This is a genomic window from Escherichia sp. MOD1-EC5495 (genome assembly GCF_002965965.1).
Lineage (GTDB): Bacteria > Pseudomonadota > Gammaproteobacteria > Enterobacterales > Enterobacteriaceae > Escherichia > Escherichia ruysiae.
In genome coordinates this window covers 262,373-279,369 of sequence record NZ_PTRI01000002.1, presented here as the reverse complement: position 1 = coordinate 279,369, position 16,997 = coordinate 262,373, and the positions used below count along the sequence as shown (strand labels likewise).

The following is a 16,997-nucleotide window of genomic DNA, read 5'->3' as shown; positions in this document are numbered from 1 at the left end:
TGTATACGCCTTATCCATAATGCAAGGATCAGCACAACGGACGTACAGCTTCGCGCATCCCTTTTTCCAGAATCGCTTCCAGGTCATTAGCAACCTGCTCGACCAGACCAGGCACTTGCGTCAGATCCTGCTCCCAGTGATCTTTTTCTGCCAACACAATCGCAACCAGTTCCTGGGTGCCGATAACACGGTCACGATGCTGGCTCCAGAGTTGTTGATAACGTTCCAGCCAGTGCGCATCGTCCTGTACCGGATACGTTTCTCCGTTACGCTCTCCGCGATAGAACGCAATCAATGCCGCTAATGCGAAAGTGAGGCGCGCCGGAAGTGTGCCGTTTGCCTTCTGCGCTGCCAGCAGTTGCGGCAGGATTCGGGTGCGGAACTTGGTCATACCGTTGAGCGCGATAGACAGCAGCTGATGCTTAATGTACGGGTTACGGAAACGCCCGGTGACGGCACTGGCGAAAGATTCCAGTTCATCACGTGGCAGATCCAGCACCGGAATAATCTCTTCGTAAATCGCTTTTTCAACGAATGCGCAAATTTCAGCATCGTTCATCGCTTCGCCGACGGTATCCAGCCCTGCCTGGAACGCAACCGGCACCAGCGCGGTATGTGCACCGTTAAGGATTGCTACTTTGCGCTCTTTATACGGTTTAATATCGTCAACAATCAGCACGTTAAGCGGATATTTATCCAGACGCAGTTCAGTCGCTAAGGATTTCGGCCCCTGAATCACAAACAGGTAAAAGTGTTCAGCGGTGTCGAGGAAACCATCGTGATAGCCGAGTTCAGCTTCCAGTTTAGCCACTTCATCACGCGGATAACCGGTAACGATGCGGTCCACCAGCGTAGAACAGAAACTGTTAGCCTGATCCAGCCATTGAATAAATGCTTCTGGCAGTGCCCATTCTTGTGCGTAGCGCAGCACCAGTTCACGCAACGCGTCGCCGTTGTAGTCGATCAGCTCGCACGGAATGATGATCCAGCCTTTATCCAGCGCACCGTTGAAATGGCTGAAACGTTCGAACAGCAGACGCGTCAGTTTGGCCGGATAGCTTACCGCTGGCGCATCATCAAATTTGTCGCCCGCATGATAGCTAATACCCGCTTCTGTGGTGTTGGAAAAGACGAAGCGCATTTCCGGATTATGCGCAAGTTTCAGGAATTCATCGTAGTCACCGTAGACGCTGATTTCACGGTTTACAGAACGAATCAGACGCGCATCGCTGACCGCTTCTCCCTTCTCATTCAGGCCACGAATAATGGTAGTATACAGACCATCCTGCGTGCTCAGTGACGGCGGGAATGAAGTTTCAATCGGACGAACAACGACCACGCCAGAATTCAGGTCGGTGTGTTCATTCAGGAGATCAATTTGCCAGTCAACAAAGGCGCGCAGAAAGTTACCTTCACCAAACTGAATGATTCGTTCTGGATACTGTGCACCGGGAAAATCGCGACGATTTAGTGTTTTCACAATGGGTTCCCTTTTGATTAGTCATACAACCTGTTTGAATTGGTACGACAGGTTAGCAAACTTTAATACACTGAACCCCTGTTTTGATCAACTCGTGATGATTAATTAGCAGGTTTAAGATAAAAATGTGGCGCGGATCATGGTTCCATCGAGGATTTTCCTCTTTCTCCAGTCGGCAGAGTGGTAGAACACATTACGCTAAAACCGTGACAAAATAACAAAGCTGTCAGACAACTTCCTCACCATAACGCATGGTACTGGTGCGGTTACGCCCGTCTTTCTTCGACCGATAGAGACACGTATCAGCTTCAACCATCAATTTATTGAAGTCATCGGTTAGTGTGCGGTATGAAGCATCCCCACTACCGACGCCGATGCTAACCGTCAGATAAAGCGTCTTTTGTTGCCAGTTGAACGGTTGCAGTTCCACGCCTTTACGAATTTTCTCCGCCATCAGCAGACCATCAACGGGATTCATTGAAGGCACGGCTACGGCAAACTCTTCGCCTCCCATTCTTGCCACCAGCCCCTTATCGCCGACAATTTTCTGAATATGCTGGGCAAACACGCTTAACACTTTATCGCCACACTCATGACCATAGTTATCGTTAATGCTTTTGAAATAGTCGATATCAAGCAGCATGACGGTCAGATGTTGTGTCTGTTGCAGCGATGGACTTTTCAGCGCCTCATAAAGACCGGATCGTGAGTAAACCTGAGTCAGAAAATCAAAGTCGGCTCGCAGCGCAACTTGCTTCATTAGCGAATTAATCGCTGCCACGCTAAAGGAAACCATAATTGGGCAAATCGCCATCGTGGCTATGCCCAGACGTGCGGAGAACATTTGCGGAATAGAGAACGGCGAACCGACGGCGATATCAATTACCGAATTTGCCACCAGTACGATCTCCACTGCTCCGGTGATAAAAGTCAGCAGACACGTCACCTGTGGCGTATAACGCACCGCACACCAGATTAATGCGGGCAGCGGGAACGCCAGACTCCCCGCTCCGCCAATGGCGACCGAGGCAATAACCGACACAATAAGCGCAATGACTGGCATCATCTGCTCTGCTTTAAAGCGCGGCCATACCCCAGGAATTGCCAGCGTCAGCATACAAGGAACAATCAACACGCCTGTTGAGAATTGTTCACTAAACCAGTCAGCAAGCAAAGGCCAGAAATCCAGGCTATCAATACTGACCGAACCAATCGCCCCGACGATGGCACATAATAAAGCGGCAATCAGACAATAATTAAATAACCGTAATGCGCTTACTGGCTCGTACTTATTTTTCCCCAGACGCTTATCCCGCATAACCAGTAGGGCGACAGTTACGATAAACATCATATTGGATAAATTGATAACCAGTGAAACCAGCCCCCATTCGGTGGTCATGGCATCATAAACCAGCATTGCCACGTAACAGATGGCATAGTAATGCAGACGATTAAGCCAGACGTAGCGGGCAAATACCCCTGCCATCACGCCATTCAGTGGCCAGAAAAGAGAAAGTTCGTGAACCAGGCGTAGCTCTGCACCTATAAAATAGAACAGCGTCGTTAGCGCAAAAATTGCAATGCTATTACGTAGTAGATGACCTTCCTGGAACAAACGGAAAGTGGATATGGGGTGTACATGCATTAATTATCTGTCCATACAATTGCGAGTGGCAATTATCTCAACGCAATAAGTAAATTCTCATAAAGGATAGCATGTTCGCTGACAGCGGCGACAAAGAAAGATATCAATCAGATGATCTTTTGGCTTTTACCACCATTCTTATGGCTGATTCATCTGAATAACCAGCCAGTGATAGATAACCGTCACAATATAACGTTGTTGTTCCTCACTTAACGAAACACCCTGCGGAATGTTATGCCACTTAGCCAGACAGCCACGGCAACAGGTCGCGGTAGCGTGCTGAGCGATAAACACCGGATGCCCGCGCATGGGGGTTTGCTTACCGTCGTTCGCCGGTAATGCCGGAGCAAGACGCTTAGCGACAAAATCTGCCGCATGTTGTTCAATAACCGGCGCGCCCTTCTCCAGACAATACTGACGCTCCTTGACGCCCAGACGAAAGCGAGAGCGAAATTTTGAGCGGGATAAACGCGCGAAGAGTGGATCAAGTGACTGCATTAATAAACCGAGCGTCCTAATTGTTTCGTCAATTGTTCAAGTACTGCGATACCGGCAAGCGAGTTACCTGCATCATCCAGTTCCGGGCTCCATACCGCAATAGCCATTTCATGCGGGACGATCGCAACAATACCGCCGCCAACGCCAGATTTCGCCGGAAGCCCTACCCGCCAGGCAAACTCCCCCGCGTTCTGGTACATTCCGCTCGTTGCCATCAGCGCGTTAATTTGCCGTGCCTGCATTGGCGTCACTACGGGCTCATCGATATGAATAGCCTTTCCCTGATTCGCCAGAAAGACAAACGTCCGCGCCAGCTCAACGCAGCTCATTTTCAGTGCACAGTAATGAAAGTAGTTTTGCAGAACGGTTGTCACATCATGATGGAAATTGCCAAACGACTTCATCAGCCAGGCGATCGCCGCATTTCTTGCGGAATGTTCAAACTCGGAGCGGGCAACCACCGTATCGTAGGCAATATCAGACACGCCGCTTAAGCCACGCACGACTTCCAGCATACGTTGCCGTGGTGCGCTTAATCGCCCTTGCAGCATATCGCAGACCACCAGCGCACCGGCATTAATAAACGGATTACGCGGAATGCCCTGCTCCATTTCCAGTTGCACTAAGGAATTGAACGGAGATCCCGACGGATCTTTGCCGACGCGTTGCCAGATTTCCTCTTCGGAGTAATGACGCATGGCGACAACGAGACTCAGCACTTTGGAAATAGACTGAATGGAAAAACGTTCTTGCGCGTCTCCGGCCTGGAAAAGCTGCCCATCAACGGTACAGATAGCAATCCCCAGACGGGAACCATCAACGGTTGCCAGTGCCGGAATATAATCAGCGACTTTACCCTGACCGATCAGCGGTCGCACTTGCCGCAAAATGGTCTCTAAAATTGCATTATCCATGGCGACAGCCACTCTCTGCTCCTTGCTCGCAGGTCTGAAAAGACCTGCGAGTATAACAGAGCTAAATATGTGACGTCAGATCCGGTCTTTCCACACCGTCTGGATATTACAGAACTCATGTAAGCCGAAATGAGAAAGTTCACGCCCAAAACCGCTCTTCTTCACACCGCCAAAAGCAACCCGTGCGTCGCTGGCACAGAAACCGTTGATAAACACGCCGCCGCATTCCAGACGTGCCGCCATCTGTCTGGCTTGTGTTTCGTCAGTAGTAAAAATCGTCGCAGAAAGGCCGAACTCACTGTCATTAGCCAGTTCCAGCGCATGTTCTGCATCTCTCGCTACGGTGATTGCCGCAGCGGGGCCAAACATTTCTTCCCGAAACGCGGTCATTTCTGGGGTGACATTTGCCAGAACCGTTGGCGGATAGTAGTTACCTGCCCCAGCCATCTTTTCCCCACCCAGTAACAGACGTGCGCCCTGCGCCAGGGTTTTTTCCACCTGATGATGTAGCTCATCACGCAAGTCAAAACGTGCCATCGGACCAAGATCGTTCTCTTCGTCACGGGGATCGCCCATTTTCAACGCTGCCGCAGCCGCTACAAAACGTTCGGTAAATGCCGAAGCAATCCCCTCTTCGATGATAAAGCGTTTTGCCGCCGCGCAAACCTGTCCGGTATTCTGGTAACGCCCGGCTACCGCCGCTTTCACCGCAAGTTCCAGATCGGCATCGTTAAGCACAATAAACGGATCTGAACCGCCCAGCTCCAGTACGCATTTTTTCAGTGCCGCGCCAGCCTGTGCACCAATAGCCGCCCCTGCACGGACACTTCCGGTTACGGTGACCGCCGCAATACGTGAGTCTTTAATCATCTGACTGACACCATCGTTGTCAGCATTCAGCCAGCCATATACGCCTTGTGGGATACCCGCATCTTTAAACACCTGGGCAATGAGCTGAGCACAGCCCATCACATTCGGCGCGTGCTTAAGTAAGTAACCGTTACCTGCAAGAATGATGGGAACAGCGCCACGCATCACCTGCCATAAAGGAAAGTTCCACGGCATAATCGCCAGAATCGTCCCCATCGGTCGGTACTCAATAACCGCCTGCTGATTCTCAACCAGCGTTGGTTCCGCTTTCAGCATTGCCGGGCCATGCTCTGCATACCAGTCACACAAATTCGCCGATTTCGCCACTTCGGCACGTGCCTGCTTGATGGGTTTACCCATTTCACGGGTGATCATTTGCGCCATCTCTTCGCTGCGAGTGCGCAGAGCTTTACCGATATCACGTAGTTTTTCCGCCCGGTAATCTACTCTTGTCTCGCGCCAGCCGCGAAAACCTTCCACTGCAAGCTGAAGAGCGTTTTCAATATCGTCAGCGCCAGCCCAGGGCAGTGAAGAAAGTTGTTCACCATTGGCTGGATTTATCGAAATGGCATGGGTCGCCGGAGTGATGGTCATTGGGGTATCTCCTTTATGAGTTATGGTTTGAAGATACGTATATTTACTCTTGTTTAAAAATGAATAATATTAAGCCACTTATTCACAAATCGAGAATACTATGGATCTGACTCAACTGGAGATGTTCAACGCAGTTGCCGAGGCTGGCAGCATTACCCAGGCTGCGGCTAAAGTTCATCGTGTACCATCGAACCTCACGACTCGTATACGTCAACTGGAAACAGAGCTCGGTGTTGAGCTGTTTATCCGCGAAAATCAGCGTTTACGTCTCTCTCCCGCCGGGCATAACTTTTTACGCTACAGCCAACAAATTCTCGCGCTGGTGGATGAAGCGCGAAATGTCGTGGCTGGCGATGAGCCGCAAGGTCTGTTTTCTCTCGGATCGCTGGAAAGCACCGCCGCAGTGCGTATTCCGGCAACGCTGGCAGAATTTAACCGCCGTTACCCCAAAATTCAGTTTTCACTTTCCACCGGCCCTTCTGGCACGATGCTGGACGGCGTACTGGAAGGAAAACTGAATGCGGCATTTATTGATGGGCCGATTAACCATACCGCCATCGACGGGATACCGGTATATCGCGAAGAGCTGATGATCGTCACGCCACAAGGACATGCGCCAGTAACCCGCGCCAGTCAGGTTAATGGTTACAACATCTATGCCTTTCGCGCCAATTGTTCGTATCGGCGTCATTTTGAGAGCTGGTTTCATGCTGACGGCGCAGCACCGGGGACTATTCATGAGATGGAATCGTATCACGGGATGTTGGCCTGTGTGGTCGCGGGTGCGGGCATTGCGCTTATCCCACGATCTATGCTGGAAAGTATGCCCGGGCATCATCAGGTTGAAGCGTGGCCGTTGGCTGAGAAATGGCGCTGGTTAACGACCTGGCTGGTCTGGCGTCGCGGGGCGAAAACGCGTCCGCTTGAGGCGTTTATTGAACTGCTGGATGTACCAGACTAAATGTTGTACCTGCTACTCACGCTGCCGTTGATACAGCATGAATCGGCGAAACGCGACATAGATCACAAAACCGTTGTATTCAGATCATTAACCGTTTTAAGATCATTTTATTACCTTTTCGCAACTCATCCGATAATCGGTTATGACAACAAATATTGTTTCCCGCAAAGTGGCGTGGCTACGGGTCGTTACGCTGGCAGTTGCCGCCTTCATCTTCAATACCACCGAATTTGTGCCTGTAGGTTTGCTTTCTGATATTGCGCAAAGCTTTCATATGCAAACCGCACAAGTCGGTATCATGTTGACCATTTATGCGTGGGTAGTGGCGCTAATGTCACTGCCTTTTATGCTAATGACCAGCCAGGTTGAACGCCGCAAATTACTGATCTGTCTGTTTGTGGTGTTTATCGCCAGCCACATACTGTCGTTTTTATCGTGGAGCTTTACCGTTCTGGTGATCAGTCGTATTGGTGTGGCTTTCGCCCATGCTATTTTCTGGTCGATTACGGCGTCTCTGGCAATCCGTATGGCACCAGCCGGGAAGCGAGCGCAGGCATTGAGTTTAATTGCCACCGGCACAGCACTGGCGATGGTATTAGGTTTACCTCTCGGGCGCATTGTGGGGCAGTATTTCGGCTGGCGAATGACCTTCTTCGCAATTGGTATCGGGGCGCTTATCACCCTTTTGTGCCTGATCAAATTACTTCCATTACTGCCCAGTGAGCACTCTGGTTCGTTAAAAAGTCTTCCGCTGCTGTTTCGTCGCCCGGCATTGATGAGCATTTATTTGCTGACGGTAGTCGTGGTCACCGCCCATTACACGGCATACAGCTATATTGAACCTTTTGTGCAAAACGTTGCGGGGTTCAGCGCCAACTTTGCCACAGCATTGCTATTGATGCTCGGTGGTGCAGGCATCATTGGTAGCGTGATTTTCGGTAAGCTGGGTAATCAGTACGCATCTGTGCTGGTCAGCGCGGCGATTGCGCTATTGCTGGTGTGTCTGGCGCTTCTGTTACCTTCGGCAAGTAGTGAGATACACCTCGGCGTGCTGAGCATTTTCTGGGGGATTGCGATGATGATCATCGGGCTTGGGATGCAGGTTAAAGTACTGGCGCTGGCACCGGATGCCACCGACGTTGCGATGGCGCTCTTTTCCGGGATATTTAATATTGGCATTGGCGCCGGAGCACTGGTGGGTAATCAGGTAAGTCTGCACTGGTCGATGTCGATGATTGGTTATGTGGGTGCAGTTCCGGCACTCGCCGCGTTGATATGGTCAATCATCATATTCCGCCGCTGGCCAGTGACACTCGAAGAACAAACACGGTAGTTTAAAGACCCGAACAGGCCGCTTTGTTCGGGTCGGTAAATACAAAAGCACTCAAGCTCAATACATTGCAGAGATTACGTAGGCCTGATAAACGTAGCGCATCAGGCAATGTTGCATTTGTCATCTGCCTCAGACCCATTCGGGTCTTTTTTAATGGTAAGTTTTAATAATTTCCAGGATGCCATTAATAATAAACTGCACGCCCATACAAACCAGCAAGAAGCCCATCAGGCGGGAGATTGCTTCAATTCCCCCTTTCCCCACCAGCCGCATAATGGCACCAGAGCTACGCAGGCTTCCCCATAAAATGACCGCCACCAGGAAAAAGATCAGCGGCGGCGCAACCATCAGAACCCAGTCCGCGAAGGTTGAACTCTGACGCACCGTTGACGCCGAGCTAATGATCATCGCAATGGTTCCCGGTCCGGCGGTACTTGGCATTGCCAGTGGCACAAAAGCAATATTGGCGCTGGGTTCATCTTCCAGTTCTTCTGATTTGCTTTTTGCTTCCGGTGAATCCGTTGCCTTTTGCTGAGGAAAGAGCATACGGAAACCGATAAACGCGACAATTAAACCACCGGCAATACGTAGACCGGGAATCGAAATTCCGAACGTGTCCATCACCAGTTGCCCGGCGTAATACGCCACCATCATGATGGCAAATACGTATACCGAGGCCATCAACGACTGGCGATTACGTTCGGCGCTGTTCATGTTGCCCGCCAGGCCAAGAAATAACGCGACTGTCGTTAATGGGTTGGCTAACGGCAGCAACACCACCAGCCCCAGACTAATTGCTTTAAACAAATCTAACATTGGTGGTTGTTGTCCTGTGTGTCTGAGTAATCAGCGAAAAGTATAAAGGGAAAACAAAGAGAAAGTTTCACTCTTTAACTAATCTTGCATAGCACTGACCAAAACTTGAACCGATTTAGCAAAACGTGGCATCAGACAATTCATTCATTTGACATATACTTGCCTGGGCAATATTATCCCCTGCAACTAATTACTTGCCAGGGCAACCATTGTGAAAAGTACCAGCGACCTGTTCAATGAAATCATCCCCTTGGGTCGCTTAATCTATATGGTTAATCAGAAGAAAGACCGTCTGCTTAACGATTATCTGTCTCCGCTGGATATCACGGCGGCACAGTTTAAGGTGCTCTGCTCTATCCGCTGCGCGGCGTGCATTACACCGGTCGAACTGAAAAAAGTGTTGTCGGTCGACCTTGGAGCACTGACCCGTATGCTGGATCGCCTGGTCTGTAAAGGCTGGGTAGAACGGTTGCCGAACCCAAATGACAAGCGCGGCGTGCTGGTAAAGCTCACCACCAGCGGCGCAGCGATATGTGAACAATGCCATCAATTAGTTGGCCAGGACCTGCATCAAGAATTAACAAAAAACCTGACGGCGGACGAAGTGGCAACGCTTGAGCATTTGCTTAAGAAAGTCCTGCCGTAAACAAAAAAAGAGGTATGACGATGTCCAGACGCAACACTGACGCTATTACCATTCATAGCATTTTGGACTGGATCGAGGACAACCTGGAATCGCCACTGTCACTGGAGAAAGTGTCAGAGCGTTCGGGTTACTCCAAATGGCACCTGCAACGGATGTTTAAAAAAGAAACCGGTCATTCATTAGGCCAATATATCCGCAGCCGTAAGATGACAGAAATCGCGCAAAAGCTGAAAGAAAGCAACGAGCCGATACTCTATCTGGCAGAACGTTATGGTTTCGAGTCCCAGCAAACGCTGACCCGAACCTTCAAAAACTACTTTGATGTTCCGCCGCATAAATACCGGATGGCTAATATTCAGGGCGAATCGCGCTTTTTACATCCATTAAATCATTACAATAGCTAGCTGAAACGTGACAACGTCACTGAGGCAATCATGAAACCACTTTTATCCGCAATGATAACCGCGCTTATTGTCTTTTCTGCGCAAGGCTTTGCGGAACAAACCTCGCAGCCGACGGTTATTCCCTATGGTGATGAAGTGATTGTTCCCCCATCGCAGGAACAACCACCATTCGATTTAAATCACATGGGTACAGGCAGTGATAAGTCGGATGCGCTGGGCGTGCCCTATTATAATCAACACGCCATGTAGTTAATTCTGGCCCCGACATCTCGGGGCTTATTAACTTCTCACCTTCACCGCTTTACGCCACCGTAAACCAAACACATTGATATACAGCCCGCCCATTATCAGCACCGCACCGAAGAATTGCAGACCCGTTAATCGTTCATCTAACAATAACGCCGCACTTGCCAGACCGACCACCGGGACAAGTAACGATAACGGTGCCACGCGCCAGGTTTCATAACGCCCAAGCAGCGTACCCCAGATCCCATAGCCGACAATTGTCGCCACAAACGCCAGATACATCAGAGACAAAATGGTGGTCACATCGATAGTGACCAGGCTGTGAATCATTGTTGCGGAACCATCGAGAATGAGCGAGGCAACAAAAAACGGGAGAATCGGGATCAATGCGCTCCACACTACCAGCGACATCACTGCCGGGCGCGATGAGTGCGACATGATCTTTTTATTGAAGATGTTGCCACACGCCCAGCTAAATGCTGCCGCCAGGGTCAGCATAAAACCGAGCATCGCCACATGTTGACCGTTCAGGCTATCTTCAATCAACACCAGCACGCCAAATATCGCTAAGACAATCCCCGCCAGTTGCTTGCCATGTAGTCGTTCACCGAAAGTAAACGCGCCGAGGACAATCGTAAAAAACGCCTGAGCCTGTAAAACCAGCGAAGCAAGACCTGCAGGCATACCGAAGTTAATGGCACAGAACAGAAAGGCAAACTGCGCAAAACTGATGGTTAAACCATACCCCAGCAGCAAATTCAGCGGTACTTTCGGTCGTGCTACAAAAAAGATTGCCGGGAAGGCCACCAGCATAAAGCGCAAACCGGCCAACATGAGCGGTGGCATATTATGAAGCCCCACTTTGATGACCACAAAATTAAGCCCCCACACAACCACTACCAGTAGCGCCAACACCCCATCTTTTCGCGACATTCTACCGCCCCTGAATTTTCATCTTTTGTAAGCAATCAACTTAGCGGAATTTACTTTTCTTTAACAGTTGATTCGTTAGTCACCGTTTACGACGGCATTAATGCGCAAATAAGTCGCTATACTTCGGATTTTTGCCATGCTATTTCTTTACATCTCTAAAACAAAACATAACGAAACGCACTGCCGGACAGCCAAATGAACTTATCTCTGCGACGCTCTACCAGCGCCCTTCTTGCCTCGTCGTTGTTATTAACCATCGGACGCGGCGCGACGCTGCCGTTTATGACCATTTATTTGAGTCGCCAGTACGGTCTGGGTGTCGATTTGATTGGTTATGCGATGACTATTGCGCTCACTATCGGCGTCATTTTCAGCCTTGGATTTGGCATTCTGGCGGATAAGTTCGACAAGAAACGTTATATGTTACTGGCAATTACCGCCTTCGCCAGTGGTTTTATCGCCATTCCCCTGGTGGACAACGTGACGCTGGTGGTGCTGTTCTTCGCGCTCATCAACTGTGCGTATTCCGTTTTTGCTACCGTGTTGAAAGCCTGGTTTGCCGATAATCTTTCCTCCGCCAGTAAAACGAAGATCTTCTCGATCAACTACACCATGCTCAACATTGGCTGGACCATCGGCCCACCGCTCGGCACGCTGTTAGTAATGCAAAGTATCAATCTGCCCTTTTGGCTGGCAGCCATCTGTTCTGCGTTTCCTGTGCTTTTCATTCAAATTTGGGTGAAACGCAGCGAGAAAATCATCGCCACAGAGACGGGCAGCGTCTGGTCACCAAAGGTTTTGTTACAGGATAAAGCTCTGCTGTGGTTCACCTGCTCAGCCTTTCTGGCCTCTTTCGTGAGCGGAGCGTTTGCCTCGTGCATTTCACAATACGTGATGGTGATTGCTGATGGTGATTTTGCCGAAAAGGTGGTCGCGGTTGTTCTTCCGGTTAATGCTGCGATGGTAGTTACGTTGCAATATTCCGTGGGTCGGCGCATTAATCCGACCAACATCCGCGCGCTAATGACGGTCGGCACTCTCTGTTTTGTCGTCGGTCTGGTCGGGTTTATCTTATCGGGCAACAGCCTGCTACTTTGGGGCATTTCAGCCGCCGTGTTTACTCTTGGCGAAATCATTTATGCCCCTGGCGAATATATGTTGATTGACCATATTGCACCACCAGGGATGAAAGCCAGCTATTTTTCCGCCCAGTCTTTAGGCTGGCTTGGTGCAGCGATTAACCCATTAGTGAGTGGCGTCGTGCTCACCAGCCTGCCGCCGTCCTCGCTGTTTGTCATCTTAGCGTTGGCGATCATTGCTGCATGGGTGCTGATGTTAAAAGGCATTCACGCAAGACCCTGGGGGCAGCCGGTTCTTTGTTGACTCTCTGCCGTGCCTTAACGGCACGGCTTGACTCATTATTTTCCTGTTGCAAAGGCGTAGCCTTCATCTTCCCAGCCGGTTACCCCGCCGATCATGATTTTAACTGGCCTTCCTAACCGAGCCAGTTTGAGTGCCGCGCGGTCTGCGCCGTTACAATGTGGCCCCGCGCAATACACCACAAACAGAGTATCTTCCGACCATTGAGCCATTCTCTCTTCGGTCATTTGCTTATGGGGCAGATGAATCGCGCCGGGGACATGCCGACGGGAGAAATCCTCTTCACGCCCGACCACATGCAGCAAAACGAAATCATCGCCAATGTAGGCCAGCGAGTCATGAACATCGGCGCAATCCGTTTCGACACTCAAACGCGCGAGAAAATGAGCTTCGGCAGCTTCTGGCATCGCTGCGGTAAATTCAGTGACATAACGCATATTGCTTTTTCCTTTTGGGTTGTTGTGTTAACAATAATGTAACCAATCAACCTTTCACTGACCGCCTTCCGATATGCCAGAAAAAAGCAAAATGATGACAACAGTACAACGACCGCTAGTCGCTGTGCTGGCCTATGACGGGCTTTGTACTTTTGAATTCGGTGTAGCCGTTGAAATCTTCGGTCTGCCACGCCCGGAACTCGGCGATAACTGGTATCGGTTTGCTGTTGCGGCGGTAGAACCCGGCGCGCTGCAAGCTACTGGCGGGATCCACGTAGTTGCGGATGGCGGGCTGGAGCTACTGACTGAAGCCGATATGATTATTATTCCAGGCTGGCGCGGTATAGATGCAACAGTACCAGAAGTACTATGTCAGGTGTTGCGCGAAGCACATCAACGCGGTAGTCGTCTGGTATCGATATGCTCGGGCGTATTTGTCCTTGCCGCCGCAGGCCTTCTTCACCAGCGAAAAGCGACCACCCACTGGCGCTACACTGAACAACTCCAGCATCGTTACCCTTCAATTCACGTAAGTGACAATGTGTTATATCAGGATGAAGGACAAGTGATGACATCCGCCGGAAGCGCAGCAGGGATCGATCTGTGCTTACATATCGTGCGCAAAGATTATGGTCACGAAATTGCTAATAATGTCGCCCGGCGGCTGGTCATTCAGCCACATCGCCACGGTGAGCAACCACAAAACCTGACACGCCCGATGGCTGCGCCGCGTGAAAGCCATACGTTAGGCGCATTATTCGACTTTTTACAGCAAAATCTGGCACAAACGCATACCGTTGCCTCTCTCGCCGGACGAGTGAATATGAGTCAACGTACTTTTTTAAGACGTTTTGTCGCCTTAACGGGTATGACACCCGCCCGCTGGCTTCTCAATGAGCGATTAATGCGAGTGGAGGATTATCTGCAAAATTCGTCGTTTAGCATCGATAAAATTGCCGAGCTGACGGGGTTTGGTAATTCATCTTTACTGCGTCATCATTTTCACCAGCGTTTTTTATTATCCCCTTCACAATATCGGAAAAACAGCCGCTCCTCATCACATTAACCCTCTAATTCAGCCTTCGTTTAGGTTACCTCTGCTAATATCTTTCTCATTGAGATGAAAATTAAGGTAAGAGAGGAAACACACCACACCATAAACGGAGGCAAATAATGCTGGGTAATATGAATGTTTTTATAGCTGTGCTGGGAATAATTTTATTTTCTGGCTTTCTGGCCGCGTATTTCAGCCACAAATGGGATGACTAATGAACGGAGATAATCCCTCACCTAACCGGCCCCTTGTTACAATTGTGTACAAGGGGCCTGATTTTTCTGATGGCGAAAAAAAACCGCCAGTAAACCGGCGGTGAATGCTTGCATGGATAGATTTGTGTTTTTACTTTTGCGCTAACAGGCGTTTCTCTGCACTGGTAACGGATCATTGACACAGTAGCACTATTTTTCTCAATGAATGTTAAACGGCGCTTAAACTCGGGTAATCACGTTTTGTTCGTCAATAAACATGCAGCGATTTCTTCCGGTTTGCTTACCCTCATACATTGCCCGGTCTGCTCTTCCGATGACTACATCCAGCGGTTCTTCAGGAAATGCACGGCTCACACCTGCGGTCACGGTTATGTTGATATGCCCTTCAGAATGTGCGATTGCATGGTTATCGACTAGCTGGCAAATGCGTACTCCGGCACGACAGGCATCTTCATCATTAGCAGCTTTGACAATGATGATAAATTCTTCGCCGCCATAGCGATAAACCGTTTCATAATCACGTGTCCAGGTAGCTAAGTAAGTTGCCAGGGTGCGTAATACCACATCACCGATTAAATGCCCGTAGGTATCATTAACCAATTTAAATCGGTCTATATCCAGCAGCATTAAATAGAGATTCAGTGGTTCAGCATTACGTAATTGATGATCAAAGGATTCATCAAGAACCCGACGACCAGGTAATCCAGTCAGAACATCCATATTGCTACGAATCGTCAGTAAATAAATTTTGTAATCGGTTAATGCTGCCGTAAAAGAAAGTAACCCTTCCTGAAATTCATCAAAATGAGCGTCCTGCCAGCGATTTTCGACAATAGCCAACATTAATTCCCGACCACAGTTATGCATATGTTGATGGGCAGAATCCATTAGCCGAACGTAAGGTAATTCATCGTTATCGAGTGGCCCCAGATGATCAATCCAGCGACCGAACTGGCACAGTCCATAAGAATGGTTATCCGTAATTTCTGGCTTACTGGCATCTCTCGCTACCACGCTGTGAAACATACTCACCAGCCATTGGTAATGGGCGTCGATAGCCTTATTGAGATTTAACAAGATGGCATCGATTTCCGTTGTCTTCTTGATCATTGCCACTCCTTTTTCACAGTTCCTTGTGCGCCGTATTCTACCGAGAGAAAAGAAAAATTACGTCAATATTTTAATAGAAATCCTAATCTGAGACGACGTTAAAGATAACATTGTGATTTAAAACAAAATAAGCAGATAAAAAAGTGTTTAATTCTGTAAATTATCTCTTCCTTGCGCCATAAAACAGAGGCAAATAACATAAACAGCAAAGCCTGATGCCCCAATTGATTGGGCCATCAGACGCATTTATTTTTGTGACTATTTCTGCAGATGTGTGACTCGAACGACGACTGGGGTGCTTTTCTTATCCAGACTCCCGCTAATGTTGATCATCTGGTCAGGCTAAACTTGTCGTCCATCAAAAACGGCAGCAGGAATAACAACATTAATTTCACCGCTCTTATCGCGAAAAACGTAACGGTCTTCACCCTTGTGGGAAATCAAATTACCTCGTAATGAAACTGAGGCACCATCATGCATAGTTTTCGCAAAATCAACGGTCATTTTTTTTGCATCATCAGTTCCGCGATAGCCGTCTTCTATTGCATGTGGCGGTGGTGGCGCAGCATCCTGTTTTAAGCCGCCCTGGTCATCCGCTAACGCATAAGGCATGACAAGAAAACCTGCTAATACAATGGCCTGAAATTTCATACTGACTCCTTAATTGCGTTTGGTTTGACTTATTAAGTCTGGTTGCTATTTTTATAATTGACAAATAAGAATCATACTGATTGTTATAAAACAATTAAAATCAGTCAGCTAGCAACAAAATCTTCAGCAAATTTAACTCAAAAAGACAATAAAAAGATTAAAGAAAGCTGTGTTTAAGTCCTAAGTATATTTTCAGAATAATCGGCTTTATAAATTTGATTTTTATTATAGTGAAAGAACATACAAAAAAGGCAAATCATCTTTGCAGCTAATAACGTGGACAAACAACGATGAACATTAATAGCAATAAAATTGTACAACTTGCAGATAGCGATACCATTGAAAACCTGACATCCGCGTTGAGCCAAAGACTTATCGCTGATCAATTACGCTTAACTACCGCCGAATCATGCACTGGCGGTAAGTTGGCTTGCGCGCTGTGTGCTGCTGAAGACACACCAAAGTTTTACGGCGCAGGCTTTGTCACCTTTACCGATCAAGCCAAAATGAAAATCCTTGGCGTCAGTCAGCAATCTCTTGAGAAATATACGGCAGTGAGTGAGAAGATAGCGGCAGAAATGGCAACTGGTGCCAAAGAGCGCGCAGATGTCGATATTAGTATTGCCATTACCGGCTACGGTGGGCCTGAAGGTGGGCAGGATGGTACGCCCGCAGGCACAGTCTGGTTCGCATGGAATATTAAAGGAAAAATGCATACTGCGGTTATGCATTTTGATGGCGATTGCGAAACGGTATTAGCATTGGCGGTTCGATTTGCACTGGCGCAGCTTTTGAAATTACTGGAGTGAC

Annotated in this window: 19 protein-coding genes and 1 pseudogene; 10 read left to right on the top strand and 10 right to left on the bottom strand. The window is 48.9% G+C overall.

The genetic code is table 11. The features are described 5' to 3' along the window. Positions 1-28: 28 nt before the first annotated feature. The 5 genes from uxaB to sad form a co-directional block, all read right to left on the bottom strand. A complete protein-coding gene (gene uxaB / locus BEG40_RS03065; RefSeq protein WP_105284864.1) occupies positions 29-1,480 on the bottom strand; it encodes a tagaturonate reductase in 1,452 nt (483 codons plus the stop codon). Positions 1,481-1,706: 226 nt separating this feature from the next. After that, on the bottom strand, positions 1,707-3,125 hold the full coding sequence (locus BEG40_RS03060) for a GGDEF domain-containing protein (RefSeq protein ID WP_021550775.1): 1,419 nt from the start codon (positions 3,123-3,125) through the stop codon (positions 1,707-1,709). A gap of 138 nt (positions 3,126-3,263) precedes the next feature. Beyond that, the gene (locus tag BEG40_RS03050; protein ID WP_001191034.1) at positions 3,264-3,623 is read right to left on the bottom strand and encodes a DUF4186 domain-containing protein; all 360 of its coding nucleotides are present in this window, start codon (positions 3,621-3,623) and stop codon (positions 3,264-3,266) included. Beyond that, positions 3,623-4,549: a glutaminase B gene (gene glsB, locus BEG40_RS03045; protein WP_000257426.1), complete on the bottom strand. Its 927-nt coding sequence runs from the start codon at positions 4,547-4,549 to the stop codon at positions 3,623-3,625. The genes BEG40_RS03050 and glsB overlap by 1 nt, the downstream gene beginning before the upstream one ends. Positions 4,550-4,612: 63 nt before the next feature. Beyond that, positions 4,613-6,001 carry a succinate-semialdehyde dehydrogenase gene (gene sad / locus BEG40_RS03040; RefSeq protein ID WP_105284863.1) on the bottom strand — a complete coding sequence of 463 codons (1,389 nt, stop codon included), beginning with the start codon at positions 5,999-6,001 and terminating at the stop codon, positions 4,613-4,615. A 100-nt stretch (positions 6,002-6,101) separates the two neighbouring features. Here sad and ptrR point away from each other — a divergent pair, with 100 nt between their 5' ends. Both ptrR and ydeA read left to right on the top strand, forming a co-directional pair. Then, positions 6,102-6,962: a putrescine utilization regulator PtrR gene (ptrR, locus tag BEG40_RS03035; RefSeq protein WP_000366485.1), complete on the top strand. Its 861-nt coding sequence runs from the start codon at positions 6,102-6,104 to the stop codon at positions 6,960-6,962. 142 nt (positions 6,963-7,104) lie between these two features. Continuing rightward, positions 7,105-8,295: an L-arabinose MFS transporter gene (gene ydeA / locus BEG40_RS03030; protein WP_000210463.1), complete on the top strand. Its 1,191-nt coding sequence runs from the start codon at positions 7,105-7,107 to the stop codon at positions 8,293-8,295. 150 nt (positions 8,296-8,445) lie between these two features. On the opposite strand, the gene marC is transcribed toward ydeA, so the two are convergent. After that, complete coding sequence (gene marC, locus BEG40_RS03025; protein ID WP_000885044.1) at positions 8,446-9,111, bottom strand: NAAT family transporter MarC; 666 nt, start codon at positions 9,109-9,111, stop codon at positions 8,446-8,448. Between the two features lie 211 nt (positions 9,112-9,322). On the opposite strand from marC, the gene marR reads away from it, so the two are divergent. Genes marR through marB form a run of 3 tightly spaced genes read left to right on the top strand, consistent with a single transcriptional unit; the run spans position 9,323 to position 10,410 of the window. Further along, a complete protein-coding gene (gene marR / locus BEG40_RS03020) occupies positions 9,323-9,757 on the top strand; it encodes a multiple antibiotic resistance transcriptional regulator MarR (protein ID WP_000843430.1) in 435 nt (144 codons plus the stop codon). A gap of 20 nt (positions 9,758-9,777) precedes the next feature. After that, positions 9,778-10,161 (top strand): MDR efflux pump AcrAB transcriptional activator MarA, encoded by a 384-nt coding sequence (gene marA, locus BEG40_RS03015; RefSeq protein WP_000091195.1) that lies wholly within the window; start codon positions 9,778-9,780, stop codon positions 10,159-10,161. A 30-nt stretch (positions 10,162-10,191) separates the two neighbouring features. Further along, positions 10,192-10,410 (top strand): multiple antibiotic resistance protein MarB, encoded by a 219-nt coding sequence (gene marB, locus BEG40_RS03010; protein ID WP_105284862.1) that lies wholly within the window; start codon positions 10,192-10,194, stop codon positions 10,408-10,410. A 30-nt stretch (positions 10,411-10,440) separates the two neighbouring features. On the opposite strand, the gene eamA is transcribed toward marB, so the two are convergent. Then, positions 10,441-11,340: an O-acetylserine/cysteine exporter gene (gene eamA / locus BEG40_RS03005; RefSeq protein WP_105284861.1), complete on the bottom strand. Its 900-nt coding sequence runs from the start codon at positions 11,338-11,340 to the stop codon at positions 10,441-10,443. A gap of 195 nt (positions 11,341-11,535) precedes the next feature. On the opposite strand from eamA, the gene ydeE reads away from it, so the two are divergent. Continuing rightward, a complete protein-coding gene (ydeE, locus tag BEG40_RS03000; protein WP_105284860.1) occupies positions 11,536-12,723 on the top strand; it encodes an efflux MFS transporter YdeE in 1,188 nt (395 codons plus the stop codon). A gap of 35 nt (positions 12,724-12,758) precedes the next feature. Here the strand turns inward: ydeE and BEG40_RS02995 are convergent, their stop codons facing one another. Further along, positions 12,759-13,157, bottom strand: coding sequence for a rhodanese-like domain-containing protein (locus BEG40_RS02995; RefSeq protein ID WP_105284859.1), 399 nt, complete (start codon positions 13,155-13,157; stop codon positions 12,759-12,761). Between the two features lie 94 nt (positions 13,158-13,251). Between BEG40_RS02995 and ftrA the strand changes: the two genes are divergently transcribed. From ftrA to mgtT, 3 genes are all read left to right on the top strand, one after another. Then, positions 13,252-14,223 carry a transcriptional regulator FtrA gene (gene ftrA / locus BEG40_RS02990; protein WP_123058451.1) on the top strand — a complete coding sequence of 324 codons (972 nt, stop codon included), beginning with the start codon at positions 13,252-13,254 and terminating at the stop codon, positions 14,221-14,223. A 107-nt stretch (positions 14,224-14,330) separates the two neighbouring features. Beyond that, positions 14,331-14,426 (top strand): protein MgtS, encoded by a 96-nt coding sequence (mgtS, locus tag BEG40_RS02985; RefSeq protein ID WP_000901364.1) that lies wholly within the window; start codon positions 14,331-14,333, stop codon positions 14,424-14,426. Then, the gene (mgtT, locus tag BEG40_RS22025) at positions 14,426-14,530 is read left to right on the top strand and encodes a protein MgtT (protein WP_214678006.1); all 105 of its coding nucleotides are present in this window, start codon (positions 14,426-14,428) and stop codon (positions 14,528-14,530) included. Before mgtS ends, mgtT begins: the two co-directional genes overlap by 1 nt. Before the next feature lie 115 nt (positions 14,531-14,645). Here mgtT and dgcZ read toward each other — a convergent pair whose 3' ends face one another. Both dgcZ and ydeI read right to left on the bottom strand, forming a co-directional pair. Next, positions 14,646-15,536 (bottom strand): diguanylate cyclase DgcZ, encoded by an 891-nt coding sequence (gene dgcZ, locus BEG40_RS02980; protein WP_016158250.1) that lies wholly within the window; start codon positions 15,534-15,536, stop codon positions 14,646-14,648. 258 nt (positions 15,537-15,794) lie between these two features. Next, positions 15,795-16,187, bottom strand: a pseudogene (gene ydeI, locus BEG40_RS02975) (YdeI family stress tolerance OB fold protein). 290 nt (positions 16,188-16,477) lie between these two features. Here ydeI and BEG40_RS02970 point away from each other — a divergent pair. Further along, positions 16,478-16,996: a 2-oxo-tetronate isomerase gene (locus BEG40_RS02970; RefSeq protein WP_105284856.1), complete on the top strand. Its 519-nt coding sequence runs from the start codon at positions 16,478-16,480 to the stop codon at positions 16,994-16,996. The last annotated feature ends 1 nt before the right edge of the window (position 16,997 follow it).

What these genes read in the sequence shown, in the direction of transcription:
- marB (WP_105284862.1), top strand. Translation starts at nt 10,192, where the DNA reads ATGAAACCACTTTTATCCGCAATGATAACCGCGCTTATTGTCTTTTCT.
- ydeA (WP_000210463.1), top strand. Translation starts at nt 7,105, where the DNA reads ATGACAACAAATATTGTTTCCCGCAAAGTGGCGTGGCTACGGGTCGTT.
- ftrA (WP_123058451.1), top strand. Translation starts at nt 13,252, where the DNA reads ATGACAACAGTACAACGACCGCTAGTCGCTGTGCTGGCCTATGACGGG.
- sad (WP_105284863.1), bottom strand. Translation starts at nt 6,001, where the DNA reads ATGACCATCACTCCGGCGACCCATGCCATTTCGATAAATCCAGCCAAT.
- dgcZ (WP_016158250.1), bottom strand. Translation starts at nt 15,536, where the DNA reads ATGATCAAGAAGACAACGGAAATCGATGCCATCTTGTTAAATCTCAAT.
- marC (WP_000885044.1), bottom strand. Translation starts at nt 9,111, where the DNA reads ATGTTAGATTTGTTTAAAGCAATTAGTCTGGGGCTGGTGGTGTTGCTG.
- marA (WP_000091195.1), top strand. Translation starts at nt 9,778, where the DNA reads ATGTCCAGACGCAACACTGACGCTATTACCATTCATAGCATTTTGGAC.
- eamA (WP_105284861.1), bottom strand. Translation starts at nt 11,340, where the DNA reads ATGTCGCGAAAAGATGGGGTGTTGGCGCTACTGGTAGTGGTTGTGTGG.
- BEG40_RS03050 (WP_001191034.1), bottom strand. Translation starts at nt 3,623, where the DNA reads ATGCAGTCACTTGATCCACTCTTCGCGCGTTTATCCCGCTCAAAATTT.
- mgtT (WP_214678006.1), top strand. Translation starts at nt 14,426, where the DNA reads ATGAACGGAGATAATCCCTCACCTAACCGGCCCCTTGTTACAATTGTG.
- BEG40_RS02995 (WP_105284859.1), bottom strand. Translation starts at nt 13,157, where the DNA reads ATGCGTTATGTCACTGAATTTACCGCAGCGATGCCAGAAGCTGCCGAA.
- BEG40_RS02970 (WP_105284856.1), top strand. Translation starts at nt 16,478, where the DNA reads ATGAACATTAATAGCAATAAAATTGTACAACTTGCAGATAGCGATACC.
- mgtS (WP_000901364.1), top strand. Translation starts at nt 14,331, where the DNA reads ATGCTGGGTAATATGAATGTTTTTATAGCTGTGCTGGGAATAATTTTA.
- ydeE (WP_105284860.1), top strand. Translation starts at nt 11,536, where the DNA reads ATGAACTTATCTCTGCGACGCTCTACCAGCGCCCTTCTTGCCTCGTCG.
- ptrR (WP_000366485.1), top strand. Translation starts at nt 6,102, where the DNA reads ATGGATCTGACTCAACTGGAGATGTTCAACGCAGTTGCCGAGGCTGGC.
- BEG40_RS03060 (WP_021550775.1), bottom strand. Translation starts at nt 3,125, where the DNA reads ATGCATGTACACCCCATATCCACTTTCCGTTTGTTCCAGGAAGGTCAT.